Origin of the sequence: Algoriphagus sp. (genome assembly GCF_013373065.1) — a bacterium.
Lineage (GTDB): Bacteria > Bacteroidota > Bacteroidia > Cytophagales > Cyclobacteriaceae > Algoriphagus.
In genome coordinates this window covers 93,395-114,971 of record NZ_JABXIN010000011.1, presented here as the reverse complement: position 1 = coordinate 114,971, position 21,577 = coordinate 93,395, and the positions used below count along the sequence as shown (strand labels likewise).

Sequence of the window (21,577 nt, the reverse complement as noted above, 5' to 3'; positions counted from 1 at the left end):
CTATAAATCAAGTCTGAAAAACAGGTTTTGGGACGAAAATCAGATATGTGGGATGAATTCCAACTGAATGAAATTAATTCATGAAATTCCCAAGAAAAGAATCTGAAATCGGAATGATATGGTTTTGAATATGTATTTCCGATTTTCCTTTGTTTTTGAAGATTTTATCTATTTGAATAGGGTTAACCAAGTAACTCCGATGACAACGAGTCAAAAAAGGTGAATTCTCATAGCTGTCTTCAATAACTTTCAGTCGATTTCGAATCAAATGCGTTTTCACATTTTCTCCTTCTAAAAAGTAAATCTCCAGATAGTTTTTATCTGATCTGATGAACAAAAAAAATTCAGGTTTTATTTGAATTCCATCTTTACCATTCTCAGACTGAAAAATCAAGACTTCAGGTTTTTGTATACTTAGTGTAAATCTATCCTTTATCAAAAATTGAAAGAGTACAACCGGAATAATCATTATGGAAAAATATTCCATAATCATCAGAACGTAAGCATTTAAAGTCCATTCCTGCCAATCCCAGAAGTAATTAAACAATAGAAAAATAGAAGTCCCTCCGATTAGAATTTGTGTGAATATCCAGGCTATTTTTTGAAGAAGGTTTTTAGCTTGTATTTTCTTGGACAAGCCAAATTCAATTCCGAAAAAAACGATCAGGTTTACAAACCCAAATAATATAGAACGGGTCAAAAAATCATGTCCCGAATAAGATATTCCCTGGTCTATCCTAAATGCTTCAAAAACATATAGAATATAAAAGATAAGAAGCCCCAAAAAGAGCACATAGAAAACTCTTATGGATTTATAGGAGATCTTCATTGAATTTTTCTCATTAACCAATTGAAAATCATTTCCCGTTGTTCTTCTTTAGGATTTATTAGAACTTGATCTAAACGTTTTAAAGATCCCCCAATCATTAGTGTTTCATAGGGACAAAGTCGTATTATTTTGTATCCATGAATCCGAGTCAATAAATCTATTTGGCTGTCATTGTAGGCTTGCAACTTCCAACCTGCAGCTCCATTCCCGGAGAAATCTCCTGGCTCATTGGCCTTTCCAAAAAGGCGTTCTGCAAAAGGGGGACCATTCCAAACCCTTACTTGTAAACCTGCCTTAATAGCATCTTTTTCGTACGTTCTGCAAAGTCTTTTGTAAGAATCTACAAAAGAAAAATTAAACTCAGAGTAGAGTTCAGACCGAAGAGAAGCAAGTCTATACCGATTGAAATGTACCTCGGTATCCCAGAGGATTAATTGACGATTGATTCGAAAATCCAGCTTTATTTTTTCAAAAAGCGGAATTGAACCCTCTCCTCCTAAATCAGAAAATATCTCAGTTAAAAAGCTTTTTCCTTTTTCATCCAAATAATGAGAAACAACCGGCAGCTCAAACTCCGCTTCGTAACCGGCACCTCCATCTTTCAGAATCAAGTCAAGCTGGCGGGTCATCAAATGCATCATGAATCAGACGTTTTCGCGAATGATTTCCCAAGTATGATCAGCCAACAGCCTTACTTCCGCTACAAAATTTGCCCAATCTTTTTTTCTTCCCCATTCTTCTGGGGCGATTAAACTCAAAAAATCTGTTCCATCAGCTTTTTGATATAAAAAGTAGACGTGATTAATCAGGGGTTCAAATCCGATTGCGGCTTGATAAATCCGTTCAGAAACTTCAACTCGGGCTTTGATCTTTTCAGCCTGCTCAGCCAGCAATTTCATCTGCTGATAAATCTGTGCCATTTGCATATCCGTCTGTGAATGCATGGCAGCCACAGCACGCCCTGTGATTTTCCCTTGATCCTCAGGTTTGATGATTGCACTCCCCGAATGATGCGCATAAGGTAAAGTTGCCGGATTTTCAGAAACTTTTTCCTTCATACGCTCCAAATCAAGCTCTTCTATATTTATTTTCTTACCGCTCATTTTATTCTTGTCCGGTAGAGATCCGTTCTTTTAAATTCCCTTTTGAACCAGGGAAGGTTGTTTTTTGAGAAATATCATAGCCAATCCAAAGCATAATAGCCATGAAAATGAAGAAAAGGATCAAGAATATTTTTTTTCCCTTGCTCATAAAGGTGACGAAGCTTAGATAGAAAACAAAATTAAACCCAATTAGGAAAAAGAAGATTCCCTGAGTCCAATTCTTTCATTATAGAAATAATGCTTTTTGAAAATTGTTTATAATTTTAGAAAACTCTTTCAAGGGTAATTACTCGTTTTCGGCTTTTTCACCAGCAATATGTATCAATTCATTAGTGAGTCTTCCATTTACCAATATTTTGGAGAAGATGATCCTGATATGATTCGTGAAATGATCCAAATTATACTGGACACGAATATAAAAGACCTTCAAGAACTCCCCCAATACTATCAAGAAAATGACTTTTTGACCATTAAAAAAAGATGTCATAAGGCCAAACCATCCATGAGCTATATTGGGGCAGTAAAGACCAGAAAACTTCTGGAAGATATTGAGGAAAACCTAGAATCTTCCCAAGCTTTGAATGAGACACTTCAAGCTCATTTAGAAGGAATCAAACAAGAGCTTGGCGATTTTCTGGAAACTAAAAGCAAATAAAACCATACTTCATGCGTAAATTTTCACTGATAGGACTTTTGATTTTAGTCCAAGGTTTCCTTTATGCTCAAAGCACACTAAGCGTAGAGTATATCATGCGGGATCCCAATTGGATAGGCTATTTCCCTTCGGATATCCGATGGAGTGACGATAGTCAAACCATCTATTTTGATTACAATCCAGAAGGAAATCCTTCCGATTCCCTTTACCAAATCCAACTAAATAAACTTACGGAATACAGCAAGGTGGATTGGAGAGAGGAACGGGCTATGCGTCGAAATCAGGCTGCATACAATAAAGACAAAAGCAAGAGACTATTTTTAATGCCGAATGATCGGATCTATTTGGAAAGTTTTCCGAGTGGAGAACAAAAAGAAATCCTAAACTGGCATGCTAGGGTCAGCAATCCAACTTTCATGGCCGATGAAAACCTGATCTATTTTGTCAGCGAACAGAATATCTACACCTTTCATCTCCAAACAGGAGCTTTAGAGCGGGTTACAAATATTTCAACAGGAAATAAACCGGGAAGACCCGAAAAGAGAGATTCAAATTCCGACAAATCAAAGCCATTCTTAGAGGAGGAAAATCTCAAACTTTTGGAAGTTGTCCGCCAACGAGAAGAAAAACGAAATCAAAGCCAAGCTTATAGAGAAGGAACTCAGCTAGAACCAGAAGAAGAATTTACCTTTTACACAGAAGGAAAAAATCCATCCAACCTTCAACTTTCCCCAGATGGGAAATTCTCTACGTTTACATTTTATAAAACAGCAAACAATAAAAACACCAAAGTTCCAAATTATGTAGATGCCTCAGGCTACACGGAAGATTTGAATGCACGCCCAAAAGTTGGAACAAACCCAACTACATCCGAAATCGGGATTTACAATTTGGAAAGAGATACCGTCTATTTCATCAATACGTCTTCCCTTCCAGGGTTAACAGATCTTCCCGATTATGTCAAAGACTATCCTGATAAAGAATGGCCTCAAAAAGATCGAGACTTAGCTTTATTTGGACCCGTGTTTTCACCAGATGGATCAAAAGCCATTGTTCAAGCCCGCTCTTTAGATAATAAGGATCGATGGATTACACTAGTTGATCTGGAAACTGGAGAATTAACAACCTTGGATAGACAGCGTGATGAAGCCTGGATAGCAGGTCCAGGTATTGGTTGGACCTTTTCCGGAGGAACGCTGGGATGGCTTCCCGATAACAAGCACATCTATTTCCAATCTGAAGAAAGTGGCTATTCCCACCTTTACCTATATGATATAGAAAAGCAAACTAAGAAAGCATTAACCAAAGGAGAATTTGAGGTTTTTGATCCTTTTCTTTCAAAAGATGGAACCTATTGGTACTTGACCACATCGGAGGTAGATCCAGGAGAAAGGCATTTCTACAGAATGCCTGTTCATGGTGGAAAAATGGAAAAACTCACCGATATGACAGGAAACAATCAGGTGACTTTATCTCCAGACGAAAAATTTCTTGCAATCCTTCATTCATACAGTAATTCACCAGCGGAGCTTTACTTGCAGGAAAACAAGGTAGGTGCAAAACCTAGCAAACTAACCGATGGTCAAAGCGAAGAATTTAAATTCTACAACTGGCGAGATCCGGAAATTATCCGATTCACAGCACGTGATGGAGCCAAAGTACCTGCAAGAATTTACGAACCTGAACCCTCCAAGAAAAATGGAGCGGCGGTCATTTTTGTCCATGGTGCAGGCTACCTACAAAACGTCCACAAATGGTGGAGCAGTTATTTCCGTGAGTACATGTTTCATAACCTTTTGGCCGATTTAGGATATACCGTTTTAGATATTGATTACCGAGCTTCTGCCGGATATGGTCGGGATTGGCGAACTGGAATTTATCGACATATGGGCGGAAAAGACCTTTCTGACCAAGTAGATGGCGCAAAGCATTTGGTAGAAGCCTATGGAATTGATTCCGAAAGAATAGGAATATATGGTGGAAGTTATGGGGGATTTATCACCCTGATGGCATTATTTACCGAGCCTGAAGTTTTCAAATCAGGAGCAGCACTTCGATCAGTAACAGATTGGGCACATTACAATCACGGCTACACATCCAACATATTGAATACTCCTGAAGAAGATCCGATTGCCTACCGAAGATCCTCTCCTATTTATTTTGCAGAAGGCCTGAAAGGAAATTTACTAATGGCCCATGGAATGTTGGACGTTAATGTGCATTTTCAGGATGTTGTTCGTCTTTCGCAACGATTGATTGAATTGGAAAAAGATAATTGGGAAATGGCTATTTATCCGGTGGAAGACCACGGATTTGTAGAACCCAGTTCCTGGACAGATGAATATAAGCGTATCCTTAAACTCTTCAACAGCACTTTATTGAATGAATAGAACCGCCTACATCCGCTTTGCTGCTCTTCTATTGAGCATCCCCTTTCTGGTATTTTCCTGCAAAACACCAAATGAATATAAAGAACAAAAAAGAGGTTTAATAGCTGAGAATGCGATGGTTGTCTCAGCCCGTGGAGAAGCTTCAAGAATAGGTGTAGAAATCATGCAAAAAGGAGGAAATGCCTTCGACGCAATGATGGCCACTGAAATGGCACTCGCTGTCACTTTTCCTTTTGCTGGAAACTTGGGTGGTGGAGGCTTTGCCGTTTACCGAATGGCAAATGGAGATATAGGATCCATTGATTACCGGGAAAAAGCTCCACTTGCCGCCGATAGAGATATGTATTTGGATGAGAATGGAGAGGTAATTCCAGGGTTAAGTACAAAAGGAGCTTTGGCTTCTGGAGTACCGGGAACCATAGCAGGAATTTTTGAAGCCCAGGCCAAATTCGGAAAACTCGAGCCAAAGGATATTTTACAGCCAGTAATTGATTTGGCAAGAAATGGATTTGTGGTGAGCACCCAACAAGCCGGCAGACTTCAGGGGATTCGAGATGTTGTTAGAGAAGTTAATGGAGATGATACATTCTTTGGAAAAGAATGGAATGCTGGCGACACGATCAAAAATATTGCTTTGGCTGAAACCCTAGAACGAATTGCCAACAATGGCCGAGATGAATTTTATAAGGGTGAAACCGCCAAAATTCTCGTAGATCATATGCAAAGAATGGGGGGAATCATAACAGAAGAAGATCTTGCTGCTTATGAGGCCGCTTGGCGTGAACCGATCGTTTTTGACTTTAAAGAACTTCGGATTATCTCCATGGCACCGCCAAGTTCGGGGGGTGTAACTATTGGTCAGATTTTGAAAATGATTGAACCCTTTGATCTGAAAAGTATGGGGCATAATTCGGCTGACTATGTTCAGGTTTTAACAGAAGCTATGCGAAGGGCCTATGCCGATCGGAATTATTATTTGGGAGATCCAGACTTTGTGGAGATTCCTATTACGGAGCTGTTGGATGATGAATATTTGAGAAGTCGAATGGAAAGCTTTGATCCTGAAAAAGCTACCCTTTCCTCCGACATTTCAGAAGGGTCAGTGCTTTTTGCTGAAAGTATGGAGACAACCCATTACTCCATTATGGATACAGAAGGAAATGCGCTTGCTGTTACCACTACCTTAAATGGTGCCTATGGGTCAAAAGTCTATTTGGATGAATTGGGCTTTTTTATGAATAATGAAATGGATGACTTTAGTAGCAAAGCTGGAGTACCAAATATGTTTGGACTAATTGGTGCTGAAGCCAACAGCATTGCTCCTGGAAAAAGAATGTTGAGCTCTATGACTCCTACATTGGTGGAACGAGACGGAAAACTTTGGATGATCGTTGGGACACCAGGAGGTTCTACCATTATTACAGCCGTTGCGCAAACAATTCTGAATGCCTATGAATTTGATATGACCATGCAAGAGGCAGTGGAAGCTCCTCGTTTTCACCATCAATGGCTACCAGATCAAATTTTATTTGAGGAAAATTCCCTTGACAGTACCTTATTAAAAATCTTAACCGCTAAGAATTATCTCATCAACGAAGGACGCACGCCAATTATCGGTTCTGTGGATGCCATAATGGTGTTACCAGATGGAAAGTTGGAAGGTGGAGCTGACCCTAGAAGGGAAAATGAAGCAGCCGGATTTTAAACATTAAAGGCCTTGGTAAAACCCAAGGCCTTTTTCTTTTTTGCTTGATGAGTTGCCATAACTGCAAATACATCTGAAGTCAAAACATTTGTAAATCAGGCAATTATTTTTAAAATTAAGTAGGATTTTTATTTCAGTCCATTCAAGAGCAACTGAAAATTGAATCATTTTTAACCCTTAAAATCTCTTTCATCATGGTTACCCACTACATCATTACTAACAGGGAAGTCACTTCCAGAAAAAGTAAAAACTACATATCTGTGAATGAAACGGAATTCATGCGAAAAGATGGCGATGAGGAAGCTCGTCATAATCTCCGCTATGGAACCGTAAGTTTTGAACCTAAAAAAGCCAAAAAGCTCCAAGACTTTTCCATTCAAATCATCCCTGAGGTAGATGAAGCCCTTCTTGCCAACTATGCGGATGACAAGGATGTCAATAAGGCTAAATTCCCATCTACACACATATTCAATGAGCTTTATGAGTCAGGAATAAAAGCCAGCAAAAAGACCCCAGGTGGAGATCATATCAGAATATCAGAAGACATTATGGTTTTTGTACATGGCTTTAAATCCGATTTGGAGACTGCCATGCAAACCCTTTGTGAACTCCATAGAAAATACGTGGAGCCAGAGGATTCTACCATCAAGCATTTGGTATTATTCACTTGGCCTGCCAAAAAGAAATTGCTTAAATATCGATCGGATGCTTATGATGCCATGCAGTCTGGTTTTGCTTTGGCAAGATCCATGGCTTCATTACGAGAATTTTTCAAAAAGAAATTTGTCGAAGAACGAAAGCCACTCTGTGACCAAAAAATCCATCTCATGTGTCATAGTATGGGGAATCGAGTATTGGAGAATATGGTCAAAGGCGTTCAGGATGTTGGCTTAGAAATCAACTCCATTTTCGGTGAAATACTCCTTGTAGGTGCAGATATCGATTACTATGCCTTAGAGCGACCCAACCCACTTTATCGATTGATTGATTTCGGAGAGCGAGTACATGTTTATTATCACAACAAAGACCAAGCGCTTGGAATCTCCGAATTAACCAAAAATGCCTTTAATCGCTTGGGAAGATGGGGAGCTAAAAACTCCGTGAGTTTGGCTGATGATATCTACCAATGCAATGTGACCGATATCGAGGATGATAAAGGTATTTTAAACGACACAGTTCATCATTGGTATTACTACAATTCCCCAACGGTTGTGGATGATATCATTGAAGTCATGAAAGGTGGTAATTCAATTTTTAGCATGTAATTATGGGAAAGCGCAAATTTTCTGACTTGCATTGTCACAATCATATGCGAGCTCATTTCCACATGCAGGAGAAGGAAAAAAAATTTCGAAGGAAAGAAGAGTTTAGCCCCTGGACGGTCATAGCTTCTAATCATCGAAATCACCAAATGGGAAAAATGGGCGCGAGCTATAGCCAAATTGATTTGGTAAAATGCTGGAACTCCAATCTCAGACTAACCTTTAATTCTTTATATCCCCTCGAAAGACAATTTGTCCAAGGGATAGACCCAAAAATCGGAAAAGACAAATGGTTTCGTTTTTTGACATCAGCCATCTTGGGGTCCAAGGGCCTTCGAAGGGATTTATTACAAACAGCTTATATGCGAATCCCGGACAAAGTCGTGGATTATTTCCAATCTGAAGATTACGATTACTGGGAATCTTTACAGCGAGAGCGGGATTTTGTCTTGATGGATTCCGGCAAGCGGATTCGAAAAAATGAAATTCACGTTCCCAAAGCATTTCTCCGAGAAGAACGTTTGGCTCGAAAATTTGCCAGCCAGCATCCCCGCTCCTATCAGGCCAAAGATGCCTGTTACCGCGTCCCCAAAAACAAATCGGAATTAAATCAATCGATAGAAGATGATTCAGAAATCACGATGATTTTAACGATTGAAGGCGCTCATGCTTTGGGAACGGATCGAGTACAGTCCATCGAGGAAATTTCCGATCGTGTACAGGAAATCAAACAGAACTGGGAGGCACCAATCTTCTTTATCACCTTTGCCCACCATTTTGACAATCATCTTTGCGGTCATGCTCATTCCATCCCAGGAATGGGTAAAATTCTGATGGACCAGTCCAAACGGATGAATGCAGGATTTAATAATGACGGAAGAAGAATACTTAAGGAATTACTGGCTCTGGATCGGGACTTAAACCGAGATGATTCACTCGGCTACCGAATTTTGATTGATGTAAAGCACATGAGCGCTCGATCCCGAAAGGAGTATTATAACTTAATCAGAAAATGTCTTGAAAAAGGGGATCGTATTCCAGTAATCGCTTCCCATTGTGGTTATTCCGGAATTGCTACACTTGATCAGCATATTGAGTTGCAGGAAAAAGAAAAAGACGATTACACCGATCCTAGCGGGAAATTCAATGCCTGGAATATCAATATGTGTGATGAGGATATCGAACTGATTGTTAAAACCAAAGGAATGTTTGGTCTGTCCTTTGATCAACGAATCCTTGGGATTACCAAGGATGATTTGAAAAACAATTCCAAACGCAATGGAATTCAGCTTATTTGGGAAAATATTGAGGCAGTACTCAATAGTGCGTATACCAATCCCAATTTATCTGAGTCTGAAAAAGGGCAAATCTGGAAATCCATTACCATTGGGACAGATTTTGAAGGGCTCATTGATCCAATAGACCCCTTCCCTACTGCACTGGAATTTAATTCATTTAGTAATCAACTAATAGCTGAAATAGAAAGGGCAAGATTGGATGGTGGAAAGGCCCACTTAGCTCATCTGAATTCACACGAAGAGGTACAAAAAGCAGTGGAAGATTTTTGTTTTAACAATGCATCAGATTTTGTAAAAGAGAATTACCCAAAATAATTGCATTGGGAACACTCCTTATTCTTCACCAAAAATTTCCTTTACGACCCAGCCTTTGCCCCATTCTTCTTGTTCCTTTTCCGTCCAAAGCTCAGGAAAGAAAATTACTTTCTGAAAACGTGGAGGTAAGTACTTCTGCCAGTTGGTTCCGCCTGTAGCCGCAATATCAACCGGATCACGTTGAAGGTAGCGCACCGCAGATTTGTAATGCGCCAAAGGCCAAAAAACATTCGCCTTCAGATCAAATTGCTTCATCAATTCGGTCAATTCTTCGGATGGATTTTCCAGTTCCATATATCGTCGCCAGATATTTTTACGTCTATATCCATCAATCAATTCCTTCAATCTCTTTCCGTATTTCAAATTGAAGTTTTTGAGGGTTAAAGTTTTTTGACCTGAAGCCAACTCAATTGCACCGCGCTGCCAATACAAATGCTCGAAAATATCATCAGCAGGAGAATGGTAATCAAAGTCTTTTCGATCATTCAGAGTAACTAAATGATAGGCATCTGTGGCCATTAGTTCTATTTCCCGATACTGTGCACTTTGAAATCCTGAGGATGGCAACAAAGACATACGGAATTTCAAAAATTGCTCTCGCTCCATTCCTTTCCACATCATCGCAAAAGAACTGATCAAATGATCGAAATACATTAGAATTCGTCCCAATCGGGTCTTGAAAAAGTCCTCTGAAAGTGGTTCTTCATCCGAAATCTGCTCCATCTCAGAAATTATCAATTTGAAATAGAGTTCGGTAATTTGATGATAGATGATAAAAATCCTTTCGTCCTTAAAGCTTGTTTTGGGCTGTTGAAGGGAAAGCAATACATCCAAATTGATATACTCCCAATAGGTTAAGTAATCGGCATATAAAAGCCCTTCCAGATAAGACAACATGTCTTGACCAGAGGCTTTAAACTTTTCTTCAAGCTGCTTAATTTTCTCAAGAATCCGGGGGTCAAATTGGGGGTTTTCCATCTCTAAATTTTATCAAAAATGATAGTTTTTTACCCCCCGATCTATTTATTTCGAAAGGTGCTGGGATTTGTTAGCAACAAAAATCACTGATTCAATTCAATAAACCAAAAAAACACATGCAGGCTGTAGAAATCCAAAAATCGCTAAAGCAGGATACATTTGAGGGAGTAGATTTTTTAAATATTGATGATCTAATGACGGAGGAGCACCTATTGATTCGAAGTACCATTCGTGACTTTGTGAAAAAAGAAATATCCCCATACATCGAATCTTGGGCACAAAACGCATATTTCCCTGAATCCATTGTGAAAAAATTTGGTGAAGTGGGAGCATTCGGTCCACAAATCCCCGAAGAATATGGAGGAGGTGGATTGGATTACATTTCTTATGGCCTCATCATGCAAGAGATTGAGCGAGGAGATTCTGGTATGCGCTCAACAGCTTCAGTGCAAGGTTCTTTGGTTATGTACCCGATTTATAAATTTGGTTCTGAAGAACAACGCAAAAAATACCTTCCAAAATTAGCCTCCGGTGAAATGCTTGGATGCTTTGGCTTAACCGAACCTGACCACGGTTCAAATCCTTCCGGTATGGTCACCAACTTCAAAGACATGGGGGATCACTACTTATTGAACGGTGCTAAAATGTGGATTTCCAATTCCCCAAAAGCTGATATTGCCGTAGTATGGGCCAAAAATGAGGAAGGCAGAATTCACGGCCTGATTGTCGAGCGTGGCATGGAAGGCTTTTCTACCCCTGAGACTCACAACAAATGGTCTTTACGAGCTTCATGTACCGGTGAATTGGTATTTGATAATGTCAAGGTCCCAAAAGAAAACCTCCTTCCAGGAAAGTCCGGTTTGGGTGCTCCTTTGATGTGCTTGGATTCTGCTCGCTATGGAATAGCTTGGGGAGTGATCGGTGCAGCAATGGATTGCTATGAATCAGCACGTAAATATGCAGCAGAACGAATCCAATTTGACAAGCCGATTGCTAGCTTTCAGTTGGTGCAGAAGAAACTTTCCGAAATGCTAACTGAAATCACAAAAGCACAATTGCTCGCCTGGAAGGTTGGTAAAATGATGAATGAAGGAAAAGCAAAGACAGTCCACATTTCCATGGCCAAACGAAACAATGTTGAAATGGCCTTAACTATTGCCCGAGAAGCTCGTCAAATCCACGGTGGAATGGGAATTACCGGAGAGTATCCTATCATGCGTCATATGATGAACTTAGAATCCGTAATTACTTACGAAGGCACCCATGATATTCATTTGCTGATTTTGGGAAATGAAATCACGGGTATTCCTGCATTCAAATAGAAAAAGAGAGACGGTGATAAAAAAGGTTCATGAAAAATATCATGAACCTTTTTTATTGCCTTAAATTCCTAAAATCATTCTCAGTGAGCCTTTATCAACTTTCCTTGGTAAATCGTTTGGTTTTCATTTGGAAGTTGAACCCAATATAGGCCAGCTGGCAATAAATTAATCTCCAATTCGGCCTTGCCTACCCCCCAATTAAGGATTCGAACCAGAGAAGTAAGATTTTTACCGTCGGGTCCATATATCGTTAGGTTATTTGCTTCCAGAGAAGTATCATCTGGAAACTCCAGTTTTACTGTTTCACTAGCCGGGTTGGGATATATCTGGATAGTTTTAATTTCAAAGGTCGGTCTACTTCCCAAACCTGCTATTGTTAATGTCACAGGCTCGATAAAAGCAGTACATCCCGCTTGATTTGTTAAAAAAACCGAATACTCTCCCATTAAATTGACTTGATAGGAAGATTCGGTAGCATTTGGAATGATTTCTCCATTTCGGTACCATTGATATTCAAACACTCCGGCAGGAGCGATTAAAATATCTCCATTTACTTCAATTTCACCTTTTGGAAGCTGATTTACCTTAACTTCAACCACATCCGACTCAGATATGCAACCTCCTTGATACCTGATGACGGCTTGATAAATTCCACTTTCAGACAATGCTAAACTGGAAGCATTTTGATTCGGAATTGGACTTCCATTTCTGAGCCAACTAATTACCTCAAAATCCCCTGATGCCTGAACAGAAAGGGAGGATTCTTCCCCTTCACAGAACTCCAAATTCCCAGTCAATGTAACTTGAGTTTGTTCAAATCTATTAACAGTTACAAGAGCCTGCACTTCTGTAACATTTCCAGATGGATCGATTGCGCGAAGAATCACTGGAATTTCTTTTCCAATATCCTCGCATGTAAATTCTTCTTTGCTAAGACTTACTTCCTTGACAGAACAATTGTCACTCAAATTCAGAATCAAATCATCTGTAGAAATTGACTTACTTCCCAAATTGACATCTAAGTCTATTTCAATATCCTGAACTTCCAACATTGGCCCTTCCTTATCCTCTACCAAAACAGCCACATCAAAAGACCACTGTGTACCATTTCCATCAGAAATGATCATTTGGACCATATTTTCTCCCAAGTCAGAACAGGTAAATTGGGTTTTTGAGAGCTCCAAATTCAATCCAGAACTATCAAATGGCCAACTTTCAAAAACCGATTCATAATCTAAAACAGCAATTCCTTCAGCGTTTAAATTAAGTTGAATAGATTCCTTCACACTTGGAAAAGGTAAATCTTCCAATTCGAGCAAGATGGACTCCGAAGCAACCCAACATCCATTTTCCAAAACAAGAATTGCTAAATATTGACCTGGAGAATCTACCAAAATAAACTTTCCTTTTTCTCCTTCAATTAGGTTGGTTCCTTTTCTCCATTCAACCACTTGGAAATCCAACTCCTCCCCTAATTTCAGTTCAACACTTCTACCTTCATATAGCTTTCCTATAGGTGAAAGACTTACTTTCTGGGATTCTACAAGATTTACAAGGGCAGAGGTAGTGTACGTTTTTGAATTTCCAGAAGCATCAGAGACTGTAAGAACTAGCTCAATGGAAATGTTTTCTGAACCTGAATCTAAATCTGAACAGGAAATTGATTCTTTGTCCAACTTCACTTCTATTGACTCGCTATTGCAATTATCAGTTGGAGGAGAAACCATGAAGTCTTCCACATCAAAAAACAGTTCTCCTTTTGTTAGATCAAATTCATATACCACAGATTTGTATTCTAATGAAGGAGCAATTGTATCTATTACACTTAAGCTTGTGGTATCTTTAAATATTTCTCCATCGGATTTACGGGTGGATGTCACAATTAATTCTTGTTCACCCAAATCACTACAATCAAGTTGTTCACCCGAAGAATATTCAAAAGAAAAATCTTCATCAGGAACTTCAACCAAAACTTTTTCAGGACTCAAAGAAGCCTTTCCATCTTTATCCAGAAAAAGTTTGACATTTTCTTTCAGTACTGGTTCAAACTTTTCTTCAGCAAGCAAAACTTTCAAAGAAACCTCGTCATTGTACACCCTACGTTCGACAGATTGCAGATTGTAATTCTGATCCAAGACCGGAAAAATATAAACGGGGCTAAAATCAATTTTAGCATATTCTTTTCCATTCTCTGAAACCTTTTGGACATTCACTTCCAAATGCCCATAATGCTTTCCTCCATCGGATAAAACTGGATTACCGCCTGATTCAACCCACTGTTCAGGCTCGTTCTGATCAGCAGTCCATTTTTTAAAGGAATTGTAATTCAGCAATTCCAAAGGATTCTTAAGGTAATTCCGTTTTTCACCCCTCATACCATCACCAGCAACTCCAACATCATAATACAGAACACCGCTTCCATCTTGATTTTCATCGACAAAGGATCGCTCAAAGAGTTCGTCATGACCAGCAAATACTGCAATCACCCCATATTCTTCAAAAATTGGGTTTAAAACCCGCATCGGAATCCCCCCTTGTCCAGTAGCCAATTCATGATTAATAGGCACACCATGTTCCCCTGAGCTATAAGGAATATGGTGGAATTGGACAAAAACTAGCTGTTTACTTTCTTGAGCATCCTGTAAATTGGAAACCAACCATTCATATTGCGGAGTACCCTGACCAAACCCACTTAAATCATTTCCTCCTGCAGCTTGGTATTGGGAAAGTGTATAGTTCTCTTGAGTATCTGTTCCTAAGGCAGTTAATTCCTGATTCTTGAGCTTTTGATCCGCAGGAAAATCAGAGCGCTTTTGATCTGGCGTTCCATTAGATGAATCAAGGGTCAAAACCGTAATTGGCCCATAATCCACGCGATAATAACTTTGCCGATGTTTTTGGAGGGGGTCATTTGAAGGGGTTTCAAAATAAGCGTGAAATCGCTCCCTCCCGAGTTTAGGAAGAAACTCACCCCGCTCATTTGTACCATATCCACCATTTTTGGCTCCAAAGTTTTCCCAATTACCTAAAGCCGGAATCAGGGGGTACTTTGAAAGGCCTTGATCGTATTCTCCAGCATTATGTCTCCAAAACTCATCCCAAGCGGGTTGATATCCACTTCCTTGGACAAGGTCCCCAGGCATCAACATGAAATCGGGAAGCCGTTCATTGACTACTCTAAGATTATATTCATAACCTTCTTTTTCCGTTAGTGAATAATTGGAAATTTCAAAGCCTTGATCAAGGGTAGTCCCAAATTTCGCTTTCCAGGGTTGGAAAAATGAGGCGGGTCTAGAATTAATTGATGCAGGATACCATGCTCTCCGAGTGACTCGTCCTAAGGGTTCTGTTTCGCTATCTGAAAGAGCTATAAATCTGATTGAAGACCAATTATTCTTATCAGGTGCAGTTGTAAATCCACTTTTAAAAGTTTCATTTCCAAGCTTAACCTGATAAGAATAGGCAGCGTCCCGCTTCAAATCGCTTAGTACGATTTTAAACTTGAAAGTGTCGTCAGGAAAAAGCCAACTTCCTTGAGTCAAACCGTTGATGTTTTCAGTTTTCTCAACTTGCGTATAGTAGATTTCAGGAACTACCTCTCCATTCAGATTTTCAGTTAAAATAGGGCTTTGATTTTCATCTATCAGTATAAATTCTGCAGTCGAAGTGCCTGTAGACCAAAAGGTTATTTGATAGTCACCATTACCAAAGACTTGGAGATATGGATTTACCCGAAATTCTGAATCTGAATTTGGAAGGAAAGCCAAGAGCCCACAAACGAGCAATAAAAGAAATGAAAAATAGGCGCGTTTCATGAGTTGCATAATTGGCTAGTTATCAATAAAATAACAAAACCTAAAAATGCAAAATTATTTGATACGAGATTTAAGGATGACCGACTGAATTGAATTCAGTGGATCATTTGAGAAAATGTAAATATTCCGCTGATCAATTCCTTGTCTTCCCGAAGGATCAAATTGTACGATTAGATCCATACTTTCACCCGGACCAAGCTCTTTCTTGGGAAGGGTTAATGTTAAGCATTCACAATTTCCCTGAACTTTTTTGATCTCTAAGACCTCTCTTCCTCGATTGGTAAAAGTATAACTCACCTCTTGAATTTGATCAGCACTTATTTCTTTTAAGTCGATTTCTGTAGGAGAAATTCTAAGAGAAGGGACTAACCCTAATTTGTCTTTTGAAAGGTTAGGATAAAACTCAAAAACATTGGCAATCACCTCCGCATTCACCCACAAAGAATCAGACCATTTCAGTTGGATGGGGTCTTCAAAAAAACCTAAATCATCCTTTCCAGAACCTAAATAGCTTATTTCCAACAAGCCACGTTTTGCGTTCAAAATGGAATCTTCAACTTGACGAACCCGTATATAGGCTGGTCCGATATATTCCAAACTATCAGCATACAAGATTGATTCTGAAAAATTAAAAAACTCTATGGTTCGCTTGCTAGGTTCATTGGTAAATACATCACCCATATTGATTTTTTCCAATCGAAAGCCAATACTCCCATTTACAAATGGGTAATCGATCACAGGGTTGGTAGGCAAAGGAATGGATTTCCCTTCAATAAAAAGTGTGTCCTGCATTCCTTGAAGATTTCCCTTTACCACTACCATACGAGAAAAATCTCCAACAGCAGAAGTAGGATCGAAAACAACTTGAAGCATCCCCGATTCCCCTGCCACAAGGGTATCCCGAGAATATTCAGCCGTGGTGCAGCCACAATCCGTCCAAACCTTTTCTATCCATACCCCAGAATCCAAAGAATGTGTGAATTCAAAAACAGCTAATTGGTCACCCTCTTCCTCTAAAATAGTACCTAGGTCTACTTTATTCACTTTCCAAACCAGTCGTGACGGGATAGTCTCCTGAGCAGCAAGAGGTTGGATAGAAAACACCAGTAAAATCAGAAAAATCAATACAACAGGAATTCGTTTCATAAGGGCAAATAACGTATAAATCCAAACGATTTATAGGCTCTTTTACGTATTTTGCGCCAAAATTAAACCAATGGCAAGAGTACTGACAGGAATTCAAAGTAGTGGAAGACCACATTTGGGTAATATTTTGGGTGCTATAATACCCGCTATTGAATTAGCAGCACAAAATGCTGAGGAATCCTTCATTTTTATTGCAGACTTTCATTCCTTAACATCGACTAAAGATGGGGAACTTCGAAAGCAAAATACCCTTGCTGTGGCTGCTGCTTGGTTGGCTTTTGGTTTAGATATCAATAAAACAGTTTTTTACCGACAATCCCGGAGACCAGAAGTCACCGAATTGACTTGGTATTTGAATTGTTTTACACCATTTCCTATGCTTGCTAATGCCCATAGCTTTAAGGATAAAGCTGATCGTTTGGCAGATGTCAATGCTGGATTATTTACTTATCCCGTATTAATGGCAGCTGATATCCTCCTTTATTCGGCTGATTTGGTACCAGTGGGGAAAGATCAAATGCAGCACTTGGAAATGACCAGAGACATTGCCGCAGCATTCAACCGGATTGTAGAAGAAGAAATTTTCACCTTGCCAGAAGCTCGAATAGCGGAAGCAGTGAAAACGATTCCTGGCACCGATGGACAGAAAATGAGTAAGTCCTATCAAAATACGATTGACATTTTTCTACCTGAAAAACAACTGAAGAAAAATATCAATCAAATCATAACAGATAGCACTCCCCTCGAAGAACCCAAGGATCCTGATACGTGTACTGTATTCCAGATTTTCAGCCTTTTGGCTAATCCGGACCAAATTTCTCAAATGAGACAAAACTATCTTGGTGGAAATTATGGTTATGGGCACGCCAAGAAAGAATTGTTTGAATTGATCCTTCAGAAATTTCAAAAAGAAAGGGCTGCTTTTGACTTTTTTATGAGTCATCCCAAAGAAATCGAAGCAAAACTGGCAGAAGGAGAAGCAAAAGCTAAAGTTGAAGGAGATAAAATCCTTGACCGAGTTCGAGAAAATCTAGGTTTTAGATAAAAAAATTCTAGACACTAAAGAGTTATTGCATTTACCAAAACTGGTGAGTAAATGAATTCTTTTAATATTGCTTAACTAAATTTTAAATTAATCTTCTTTTGATATTAAAGTAGATTAAACCCATCAATTATTCACCCCAACTATCATGAGAAAATATTTCCTGACTTTAATTTTTTTAGCTCAATTAAGCTTTCTGGCTTATAGTCAAGAAGAGATCGTAATTGGGGAAAAACACAATATCTATTCAGAGGTCTTGAATGAAGAGCGGACATATTGGGTGAGTTTACCGGAATCCTATTCTAATAATGCATCTGATTATAAAACTTACCCGGTGTTGATACTCCTAGACGGAAATATTCATTTCAACTTCATCGCGGGAATGGTCCAATATCACAGCGCAGATCGCAACCGGAGCTTGAAGATTCCCGAGATGATTGTCGTAGGAATTCAAAATGTGGATCGTAGAAGGGATTTTACACCCGATAAAATTATCACCGTAAGAGAAAATAATACAGGCGGAGGTGATCGTTTTCTTTCTTTTTTAGAGAAAGAATTAATTCCCGAGATCGATAAAAAGTATAGAACTGAACCTTATCGAATATTATATGGACACTCATTGGGTGGACTTTTGGCTACACACGCATATTTAAAAGAAAACACGTTATTCAATTCATTTTTAGCAATAGACCCGAGTTTTGGTACCTGGGATGCCCAAACCATGGATCAAAAATTAGAAAGTATTTCTCCCCAAACTTTTCAACGCTATATCTATTTTGCAACAGCAAACTGGGGAAAACAAAACCTTACAAATCGTGACAGACATGTTCGGTTTTATGAATCCTTAAATCGGCTCTATGAGGGAACACTACGGGCTCGCTTAGACTATTTTGAAAATGAAAGTCATGCATCGGTCCCTCCTATCGCTTTTTTACAGGGAATTACGACTATTTATGAAGGATATGGAATTTCCTTTAGAGAAATAAAAACCATCGATCAGCTCAACGGACATTTTCAAGGAATTTCGGATCGGCTCGGATATAAAGTTAATCCACCTGAGACTTTGGTAAATCAAGTCGGATATGCCTTTATCCGGAGTAATGATGAGAATGAGAAAATGAAGGGATTGGATTTTTTCTTGCTCAATACTCAAAATTTTCCGGGATCATTTAATGCCTTTGACAGCCTTGGAGAAGCTTATGAAGCAGTAGAAGATACTACAAACGCCATCTTGGGCTATAAAAGATCATTGGAACTGAACCCTGAAAATGAGCATGCGAAAAGCAGGATTCTAATTCTTCAAGAAGAAAATTAGAGCATAAAAAAACAGCCCGATTGAAAATTCAATCGGGCTGTTTTGATTATCTACTTCTCCAAAGGTCTTTCAGAGGACGTCCATTGATTAACATTACAAAACGAGCAGGATTAGGAATCAGAACAAGTCGCACATCCTGCCTATCAAACTGATCGGATTCAATGGGTACACCTTCATGCCCCACCACTTCATAGCTCACGATTCCTTTAGCATCTGCTTGAAGAGGCCTGTAATTATTTGCGATATATGCGGTAGGAAGTAAGATGTCCGTATCCGATTTCAAGAAGCTATAGATTTTTTCCAATTCATTTTCCAAAACCTCCTCATAATCAGCATTGAAATCATCCTCCAAATCATGAAGTTCTTCTTCTAGATCGTCATAATCTTCATGACTATAATCCATTTCCGCAAGTTGGATCCGTTTCTCTACAATCTCAGTTAATTCTTGGTCCAGCTTTTCCCAATTCATTCGTACTTCTTTTAATATCGAAAATTGATTTCAGGCTACAAAGATGGCTAATATGGCTGGCAAAGCATGGGAAATTCCCAGAAATTAACTCATCAATAAAATTTTGCCATTTCGCCCAGGTGTTTCATAGGCTTCAATCGCTTTTTTAAATTCCTCTAGAGGATACTTTCCCGCAATGTCTACTTGAGAACTCTCACTAACTAGAAAATGAAAGACCTTTCCAAAAGCTTCGATTCGGGCCTTATGATCCAAGCTATCAATCCAAGTACTAAGCCAAAATCCTTCTAGGGTAAGGTTTTTAAAAATCAGCAAACCACTATTAACTGGCATATTTTCCAAACTCAATGCACCAAAAACCATCATTTTCCCATTGGTTCGAAGGCAACTTAATGCCTTAGCTCCCAACAGACCTGAAACTGCATCAAAAACAACATGAACCCCTCCTCCTGTCAGCTCGGGAATCAGTTTTTGAATTTTTTCTTTTTCAGAATTAATCACCAAATCTGCCCCAAGACTTTCCAAAAGAGCTTTTTGGTCATCATGACGCACAGTAGCTGCGACCTTTATTCCCTTTTCTTTTGCAAGTTGTAGGGCAAACTTTCCAAAAGCAGAAGCTCCTGCTGTAATGAGAAGCCAATCATTTTCTTGAAGCCCGGATTTTTCTAACATTCCATAGGCTGTCATTGGATTTACAAAGGCCTGACATGCAATTTCATCAGGCATATTTTGGGGAACAGGAATGACCCCTCCTGCAGGAACAGCAACGTACTCCCTCCAAGTGCCAATCGCTGTAAACATGACACGCATCCCCTTAGCAAATCTTCCCGATACGTCCCCTTTTTCAATGATCCCAGATCCTTCAAAACCTGCACTACTAGGAAGCTTGGGCGTAATACCGTACATCCCTTGAATAAACATCAAATCTGAAGGATTGATATTTCGGGCAGTTACACGAATCAAAACTTCATTTTCTTTGGGTGTAGGGATTTCAGATTCACGTAATTCAAGAACCTCCAATGGCTTTCCGGTTTTTTCAAAAATGATCTCTTTCATATAATTCAGGTAAGGATTTATTTTCAATAAAACTAGGGATATATTCGGCTACTGGCCTTACTAGAGGTCATTTTTTTTATATCTTGAAAAGAAAAACAAAGAAGGATTTATGGATTTATATAGGATTTTTTCCCTTGATGGCAAGGTAGCGCTCATCACAGGAGCCAGCAAAGGAATCGGGTTTAGCATTGCCGAAATATTTGCTGCCGCAGGAGCTAAAGTTGTCATCAGTAGCAGGAAGCAAGATACCTTGGATGAAATGGCCAATCAACTCAAATCCAAGGGGTACGAAGCGACAGGAATCGCATGTAATGTCGGAAATATGGAAGAACTTCCTAACCTGGTTGACCAAACGATTGAGAAATATGGGCAAATAGATATTCTTGTGAATAACGCAGCTTCCAACCCGGTTTTTGGACCTGTTCATGAAACAAGTTTGGAAGCTTTTGATAAAATAATGGATGTAAATGTCAAAGCCCCATTTGAATTATCCAGGCTTTGCTATCCTCATCTTCGAAAATCATCGAATGCATCCGTTATCAACATTAGTTCTATAGGAGGGATTTCTCCGGAAGCCGGTTTGGGAATTTATTCCGTAAGTAAAGCGGCCTTAATTTCCCTCACCAAGGTTTACGCCAAAGAATGGGGAAGTGCTGGAATTCGAGTAAATGCCATCTGCCCAGGTTTAATCCAAACCAAATTTTCCGAAGCGCTTTGGAGTAATGATAAAATCATGAACATGGTTTTGCAGCAATTATCCATTAAACGGGCGGGTACTTCAGAAGAAATTGGGGCCATGGCCCTTTTTCTAGCAACTAATGCTTCGAGCTATACCACAGGGGCAGTATTTACAGCTGATGGAGGATTTACGATTTAATAA

18 protein-coding genes are annotated in these 21,577 nt (G+C 39.3%); 9 read left to right on the top strand and 9 right to left on the bottom strand.

Features of this window, described 5'->3' with window-relative positions; genetic code table 11:
• Positions 1 to 73: 73 nt before the first annotated feature.
• From HWE15_RS07345 to HWE15_RS07330, 4 genes are read right to left on the bottom strand one after another with little or no spacing between them, the layout of a single operon-like run.
• Positions 74 to 829, bottom strand: coding sequence for a LytTR family DNA-binding domain-containing protein (locus HWE15_RS07345; protein ID WP_290506869.1), 756 nt, complete (start codon positions 827 to 829; stop codon positions 74 to 76).
• Entirely contained in the window at positions 826 to 1,470 is a 645-nt protein-coding gene (locus HWE15_RS07340) for a hypothetical protein (RefSeq protein ID WP_290506868.1), read from the bottom strand. Before HWE15_RS07340 ends, HWE15_RS07345 begins: the two co-directional genes overlap by 4 nt.
• Positions 1,471 to 1,473: 3 nt before the next feature.
• Positions 1,474 to 1,932 (bottom strand): DUF2452 domain-containing protein, encoded by a 459-nt coding sequence (locus tag HWE15_RS07335; protein ID WP_290506867.1) that lies wholly within the window; start codon positions 1,930 to 1,932, stop codon positions 1,474 to 1,476.
• Between the two features lies 1 nt (position 1,933).
• Entirely contained in the window at positions 1,934 to 2,080 is a 147-nt protein-coding gene (locus HWE15_RS07330; RefSeq protein WP_290506866.1) for a hypothetical protein, read from the bottom strand.
• A 168-nt stretch (positions 2,081 to 2,248) separates the two neighbouring features.
• Here HWE15_RS07330 and HWE15_RS07325 point away from each other — a divergent pair, with 168 nt between their 5' ends.
• The 5 genes from HWE15_RS07325 (at position 2,249) to HWE15_RS07305 (ending at position 9,557) form a co-directional block, all read left to right on the top strand.
• Complete coding sequence (locus HWE15_RS07325; RefSeq protein ID WP_290506865.1) at positions 2,249 to 2,587, top strand: Hpt domain-containing protein; 339 nt, start codon at positions 2,249 to 2,251, stop codon at positions 2,585 to 2,587.
• Between the two features lie 11 nt (positions 2,588 to 2,598).
• Positions 2,599 to 4,977 carry a prolyl oligopeptidase family serine peptidase gene (locus HWE15_RS07320; protein WP_290506864.1) on the top strand — a complete coding sequence of 793 codons (2,379 nt, stop codon included), beginning with the start codon at positions 2,599 to 2,601 and terminating at the stop codon, positions 4,975 to 4,977.
• Positions 4,970 to 6,682, top strand: a complete 1,713-nt coding sequence (gene ggt, locus HWE15_RS07315; protein WP_290506863.1) for a gamma-glutamyltransferase — start codon at positions 4,970 to 4,972, stop codon at positions 6,680 to 6,682. Before HWE15_RS07320 ends, ggt begins: the two co-directional genes overlap by 8 nt.
• Positions 6,683 to 6,876: 194 nt before the next feature.
• Complete coding sequence (locus HWE15_RS07310; RefSeq protein ID WP_290506862.1) at positions 6,877 to 7,947, top strand: alpha/beta hydrolase; 1,071 nt, start codon at positions 6,877 to 6,879, stop codon at positions 7,945 to 7,947.
• A 2-nt stretch (positions 7,948 to 7,949) separates the two neighbouring features.
• Positions 7,950 to 9,557, top strand: a complete 1,608-nt coding sequence (locus tag HWE15_RS07305; protein WP_290506861.1) for a hypothetical protein — start codon at positions 7,950 to 7,952, stop codon at positions 9,555 to 9,557.
• 18 nt (positions 9,558 to 9,575) lie between these two features.
• Here the strand turns inward: HWE15_RS07305 and HWE15_RS07300 are convergent, their stop codons facing one another.
• Positions 9,576 to 10,535, bottom strand: coding sequence for a tryptophan 2,3-dioxygenase family protein (locus HWE15_RS07300; protein ID WP_290506860.1), 960 nt, complete (start codon positions 10,533 to 10,535; stop codon positions 9,576 to 9,578).
• Between the two features lie 116 nt (positions 10,536 to 10,651).
• Here HWE15_RS07300 and HWE15_RS07295 point away from each other — a divergent pair, with 116 nt between their 5' ends.
• Positions 10,652 to 11,857 carry an acyl-CoA dehydrogenase family protein gene (locus HWE15_RS07295; RefSeq protein WP_290506859.1) on the top strand — a complete coding sequence of 402 codons (1,206 nt, stop codon included), beginning with the start codon at positions 10,652 to 10,654 and terminating at the stop codon, positions 11,855 to 11,857.
• An 80-nt stretch (positions 11,858 to 11,937) separates the two neighbouring features.
• Here the strand turns inward: HWE15_RS07295 and HWE15_RS07290 are convergent, their stop codons facing one another.
• Both HWE15_RS07290 and HWE15_RS07285 read right to left on the bottom strand, forming a co-directional pair.
• Positions 11,938 to 15,672, bottom strand: coding sequence for a T9SS type A sorting domain-containing protein (locus HWE15_RS07290; RefSeq protein WP_290506858.1), 3,735 nt, complete (start codon positions 15,670 to 15,672; stop codon positions 11,938 to 11,940).
• Between the two features lie 54 nt (positions 15,673 to 15,726).
• Positions 15,727 to 16,818 (bottom strand): DUF1573 domain-containing protein, encoded by a 1,092-nt coding sequence (locus tag HWE15_RS07285; RefSeq protein WP_290506857.1) that lies wholly within the window; start codon positions 16,816 to 16,818, stop codon positions 15,727 to 15,729.
• 70 nt (positions 16,819 to 16,888) lie between these two features.
• On the opposite strand from HWE15_RS07285, the gene trpS reads away from it, so the two are divergent.
• Positions 16,889 to 17,863 carry a tryptophan--tRNA ligase gene (trpS, locus tag HWE15_RS07280; protein WP_290506856.1) on the top strand — a complete coding sequence of 325 codons (975 nt, stop codon included), beginning with the start codon at positions 16,889 to 16,891 and terminating at the stop codon, positions 17,861 to 17,863.
• Between the two features lie 145 nt (positions 17,864 to 18,008).
• Positions 18,009 to 19,175 carry an alpha/beta hydrolase-fold protein gene (locus HWE15_RS07275; RefSeq protein ID WP_290506855.1) on the top strand — a complete coding sequence of 389 codons (1,167 nt, stop codon included), beginning with the start codon at positions 18,009 to 18,011 and terminating at the stop codon, positions 19,173 to 19,175.
• A 46-nt stretch (positions 19,176 to 19,221) separates the two neighbouring features.
• Here HWE15_RS07275 and HWE15_RS07270 read toward each other — a convergent pair whose 3' ends face one another.
• Positions 19,222 to 19,644 carry a hypothetical protein gene (locus tag HWE15_RS07270; protein ID WP_290506854.1) on the bottom strand — a complete coding sequence of 141 codons (423 nt, stop codon included), beginning with the start codon at positions 19,642 to 19,644 and terminating at the stop codon, positions 19,222 to 19,224.
• A gap of 84 nt (positions 19,645 to 19,728) precedes the next feature.
• A complete protein-coding gene (locus tag HWE15_RS07265; RefSeq protein WP_290506853.1) occupies positions 19,729 to 20,697 on the bottom strand; it encodes a zinc-dependent alcohol dehydrogenase family protein in 969 nt (322 codons plus the stop codon).
• Positions 20,698 to 20,806: 109 nt separating this feature from the next.
• On the opposite strand from HWE15_RS07265, the gene HWE15_RS07260 reads away from it, so the two are divergent.
• Entirely contained in the window at positions 20,807 to 21,574 is a 768-nt protein-coding gene (locus HWE15_RS07260; RefSeq protein ID WP_290506852.1) for an SDR family NAD(P)-dependent oxidoreductase, read from the top strand.
• Positions 21,575 to 21,577: the final 3 nt, after the last annotated feature.

What these genes read in the sequence shown, in the direction of transcription:
- HWE15_RS07310 (WP_290506862.1), top strand. Translation starts at nt 6,877, where the DNA reads ATGGTTACCCACTACATCATTACTAACAGGGAAGTCACTTCCAGAAAA.
- trpS (WP_290506856.1), top strand. Translation starts at nt 16,889, where the DNA reads ATGGCAAGAGTACTGACAGGAATTCAAAGTAGTGGAAGACCACATTTG.
- HWE15_RS07265 (WP_290506853.1), bottom strand. Translation starts at nt 20,697, where the DNA reads ATGAAAGAGATCATTTTTGAAAAAACCGGAAAGCCATTGGAGGTTCTT.
- HWE15_RS07325 (WP_290506865.1), top strand. Translation starts at nt 2,249, where the DNA reads ATGTATCAATTCATTAGTGAGTCTTCCATTTACCAATATTTTGGAGAA.
- HWE15_RS07270 (WP_290506854.1), bottom strand. Translation starts at nt 19,644, where the DNA reads ATGAATTGGGAAAAGCTGGACCAAGAATTAACTGAGATTGTAGAGAAA.
- HWE15_RS07305 (WP_290506861.1), top strand. Translation starts at nt 7,950, where the DNA reads ATGGGAAAGCGCAAATTTTCTGACTTGCATTGTCACAATCATATGCGA.
- HWE15_RS07345 (WP_290506869.1), bottom strand. Translation starts at nt 829, where the DNA reads ATGAAGATCTCCTATAAATCCATAAGAGTTTTCTATGTGCTCTTTTTG.
- HWE15_RS07260 (WP_290506852.1), top strand. Translation starts at nt 20,807, where the DNA reads ATGGATTTATATAGGATTTTTTCCCTTGATGGCAAGGTAGCGCTCATC.
- HWE15_RS07300 (WP_290506860.1), bottom strand. Translation starts at nt 10,535, where the DNA reads ATGGAAAACCCCCAATTTGACCCCCGGATTCTTGAGAAAATTAAGCAG.
- HWE15_RS07275 (WP_290506855.1), top strand. Translation starts at nt 18,009, where the DNA reads ATGAGAAAATATTTCCTGACTTTAATTTTTTTAGCTCAATTAAGCTTT.
- HWE15_RS07290 (WP_290506858.1), bottom strand. Translation starts at nt 15,672, where the DNA reads ATGAAACGCGCCTATTTTTCATTTCTTTTATTGCTCGTTTGTGGGCTC.
- ggt (WP_290506863.1), top strand. Translation starts at nt 4,970, where the DNA reads ATGAATAGAACCGCCTACATCCGCTTTGCTGCTCTTCTATTGAGCATC.
- HWE15_RS07320 (WP_290506864.1), top strand. Translation starts at nt 2,599, where the DNA reads ATGCGTAAATTTTCACTGATAGGACTTTTGATTTTAGTCCAAGGTTTC.
- HWE15_RS07330 (WP_290506866.1), bottom strand. Translation starts at nt 2,080, where the DNA reads ATGAGCAAGGGAAAAAAAATATTCTTGATCCTTTTCTTCATTTTCATG.
- HWE15_RS07285 (WP_290506857.1), bottom strand. Translation starts at nt 16,818, where the DNA reads ATGAAACGAATTCCTGTTGTATTGATTTTTCTGATTTTACTGGTGTTT.
- HWE15_RS07340 (WP_290506868.1), bottom strand. Translation starts at nt 1,470, where the DNA reads ATGATGCATTTGATGACCCGCCAGCTTGACTTGATTCTGAAAGATGGA.
- HWE15_RS07295 (WP_290506859.1), top strand. Translation starts at nt 10,652, where the DNA reads ATGCAGGCTGTAGAAATCCAAAAATCGCTAAAGCAGGATACATTTGAG.
- HWE15_RS07335 (WP_290506867.1), bottom strand. Translation starts at nt 1,932, where the DNA reads ATGAGCGGTAAGAAAATAAATATAGAAGAGCTTGATTTGGAGCGTATG.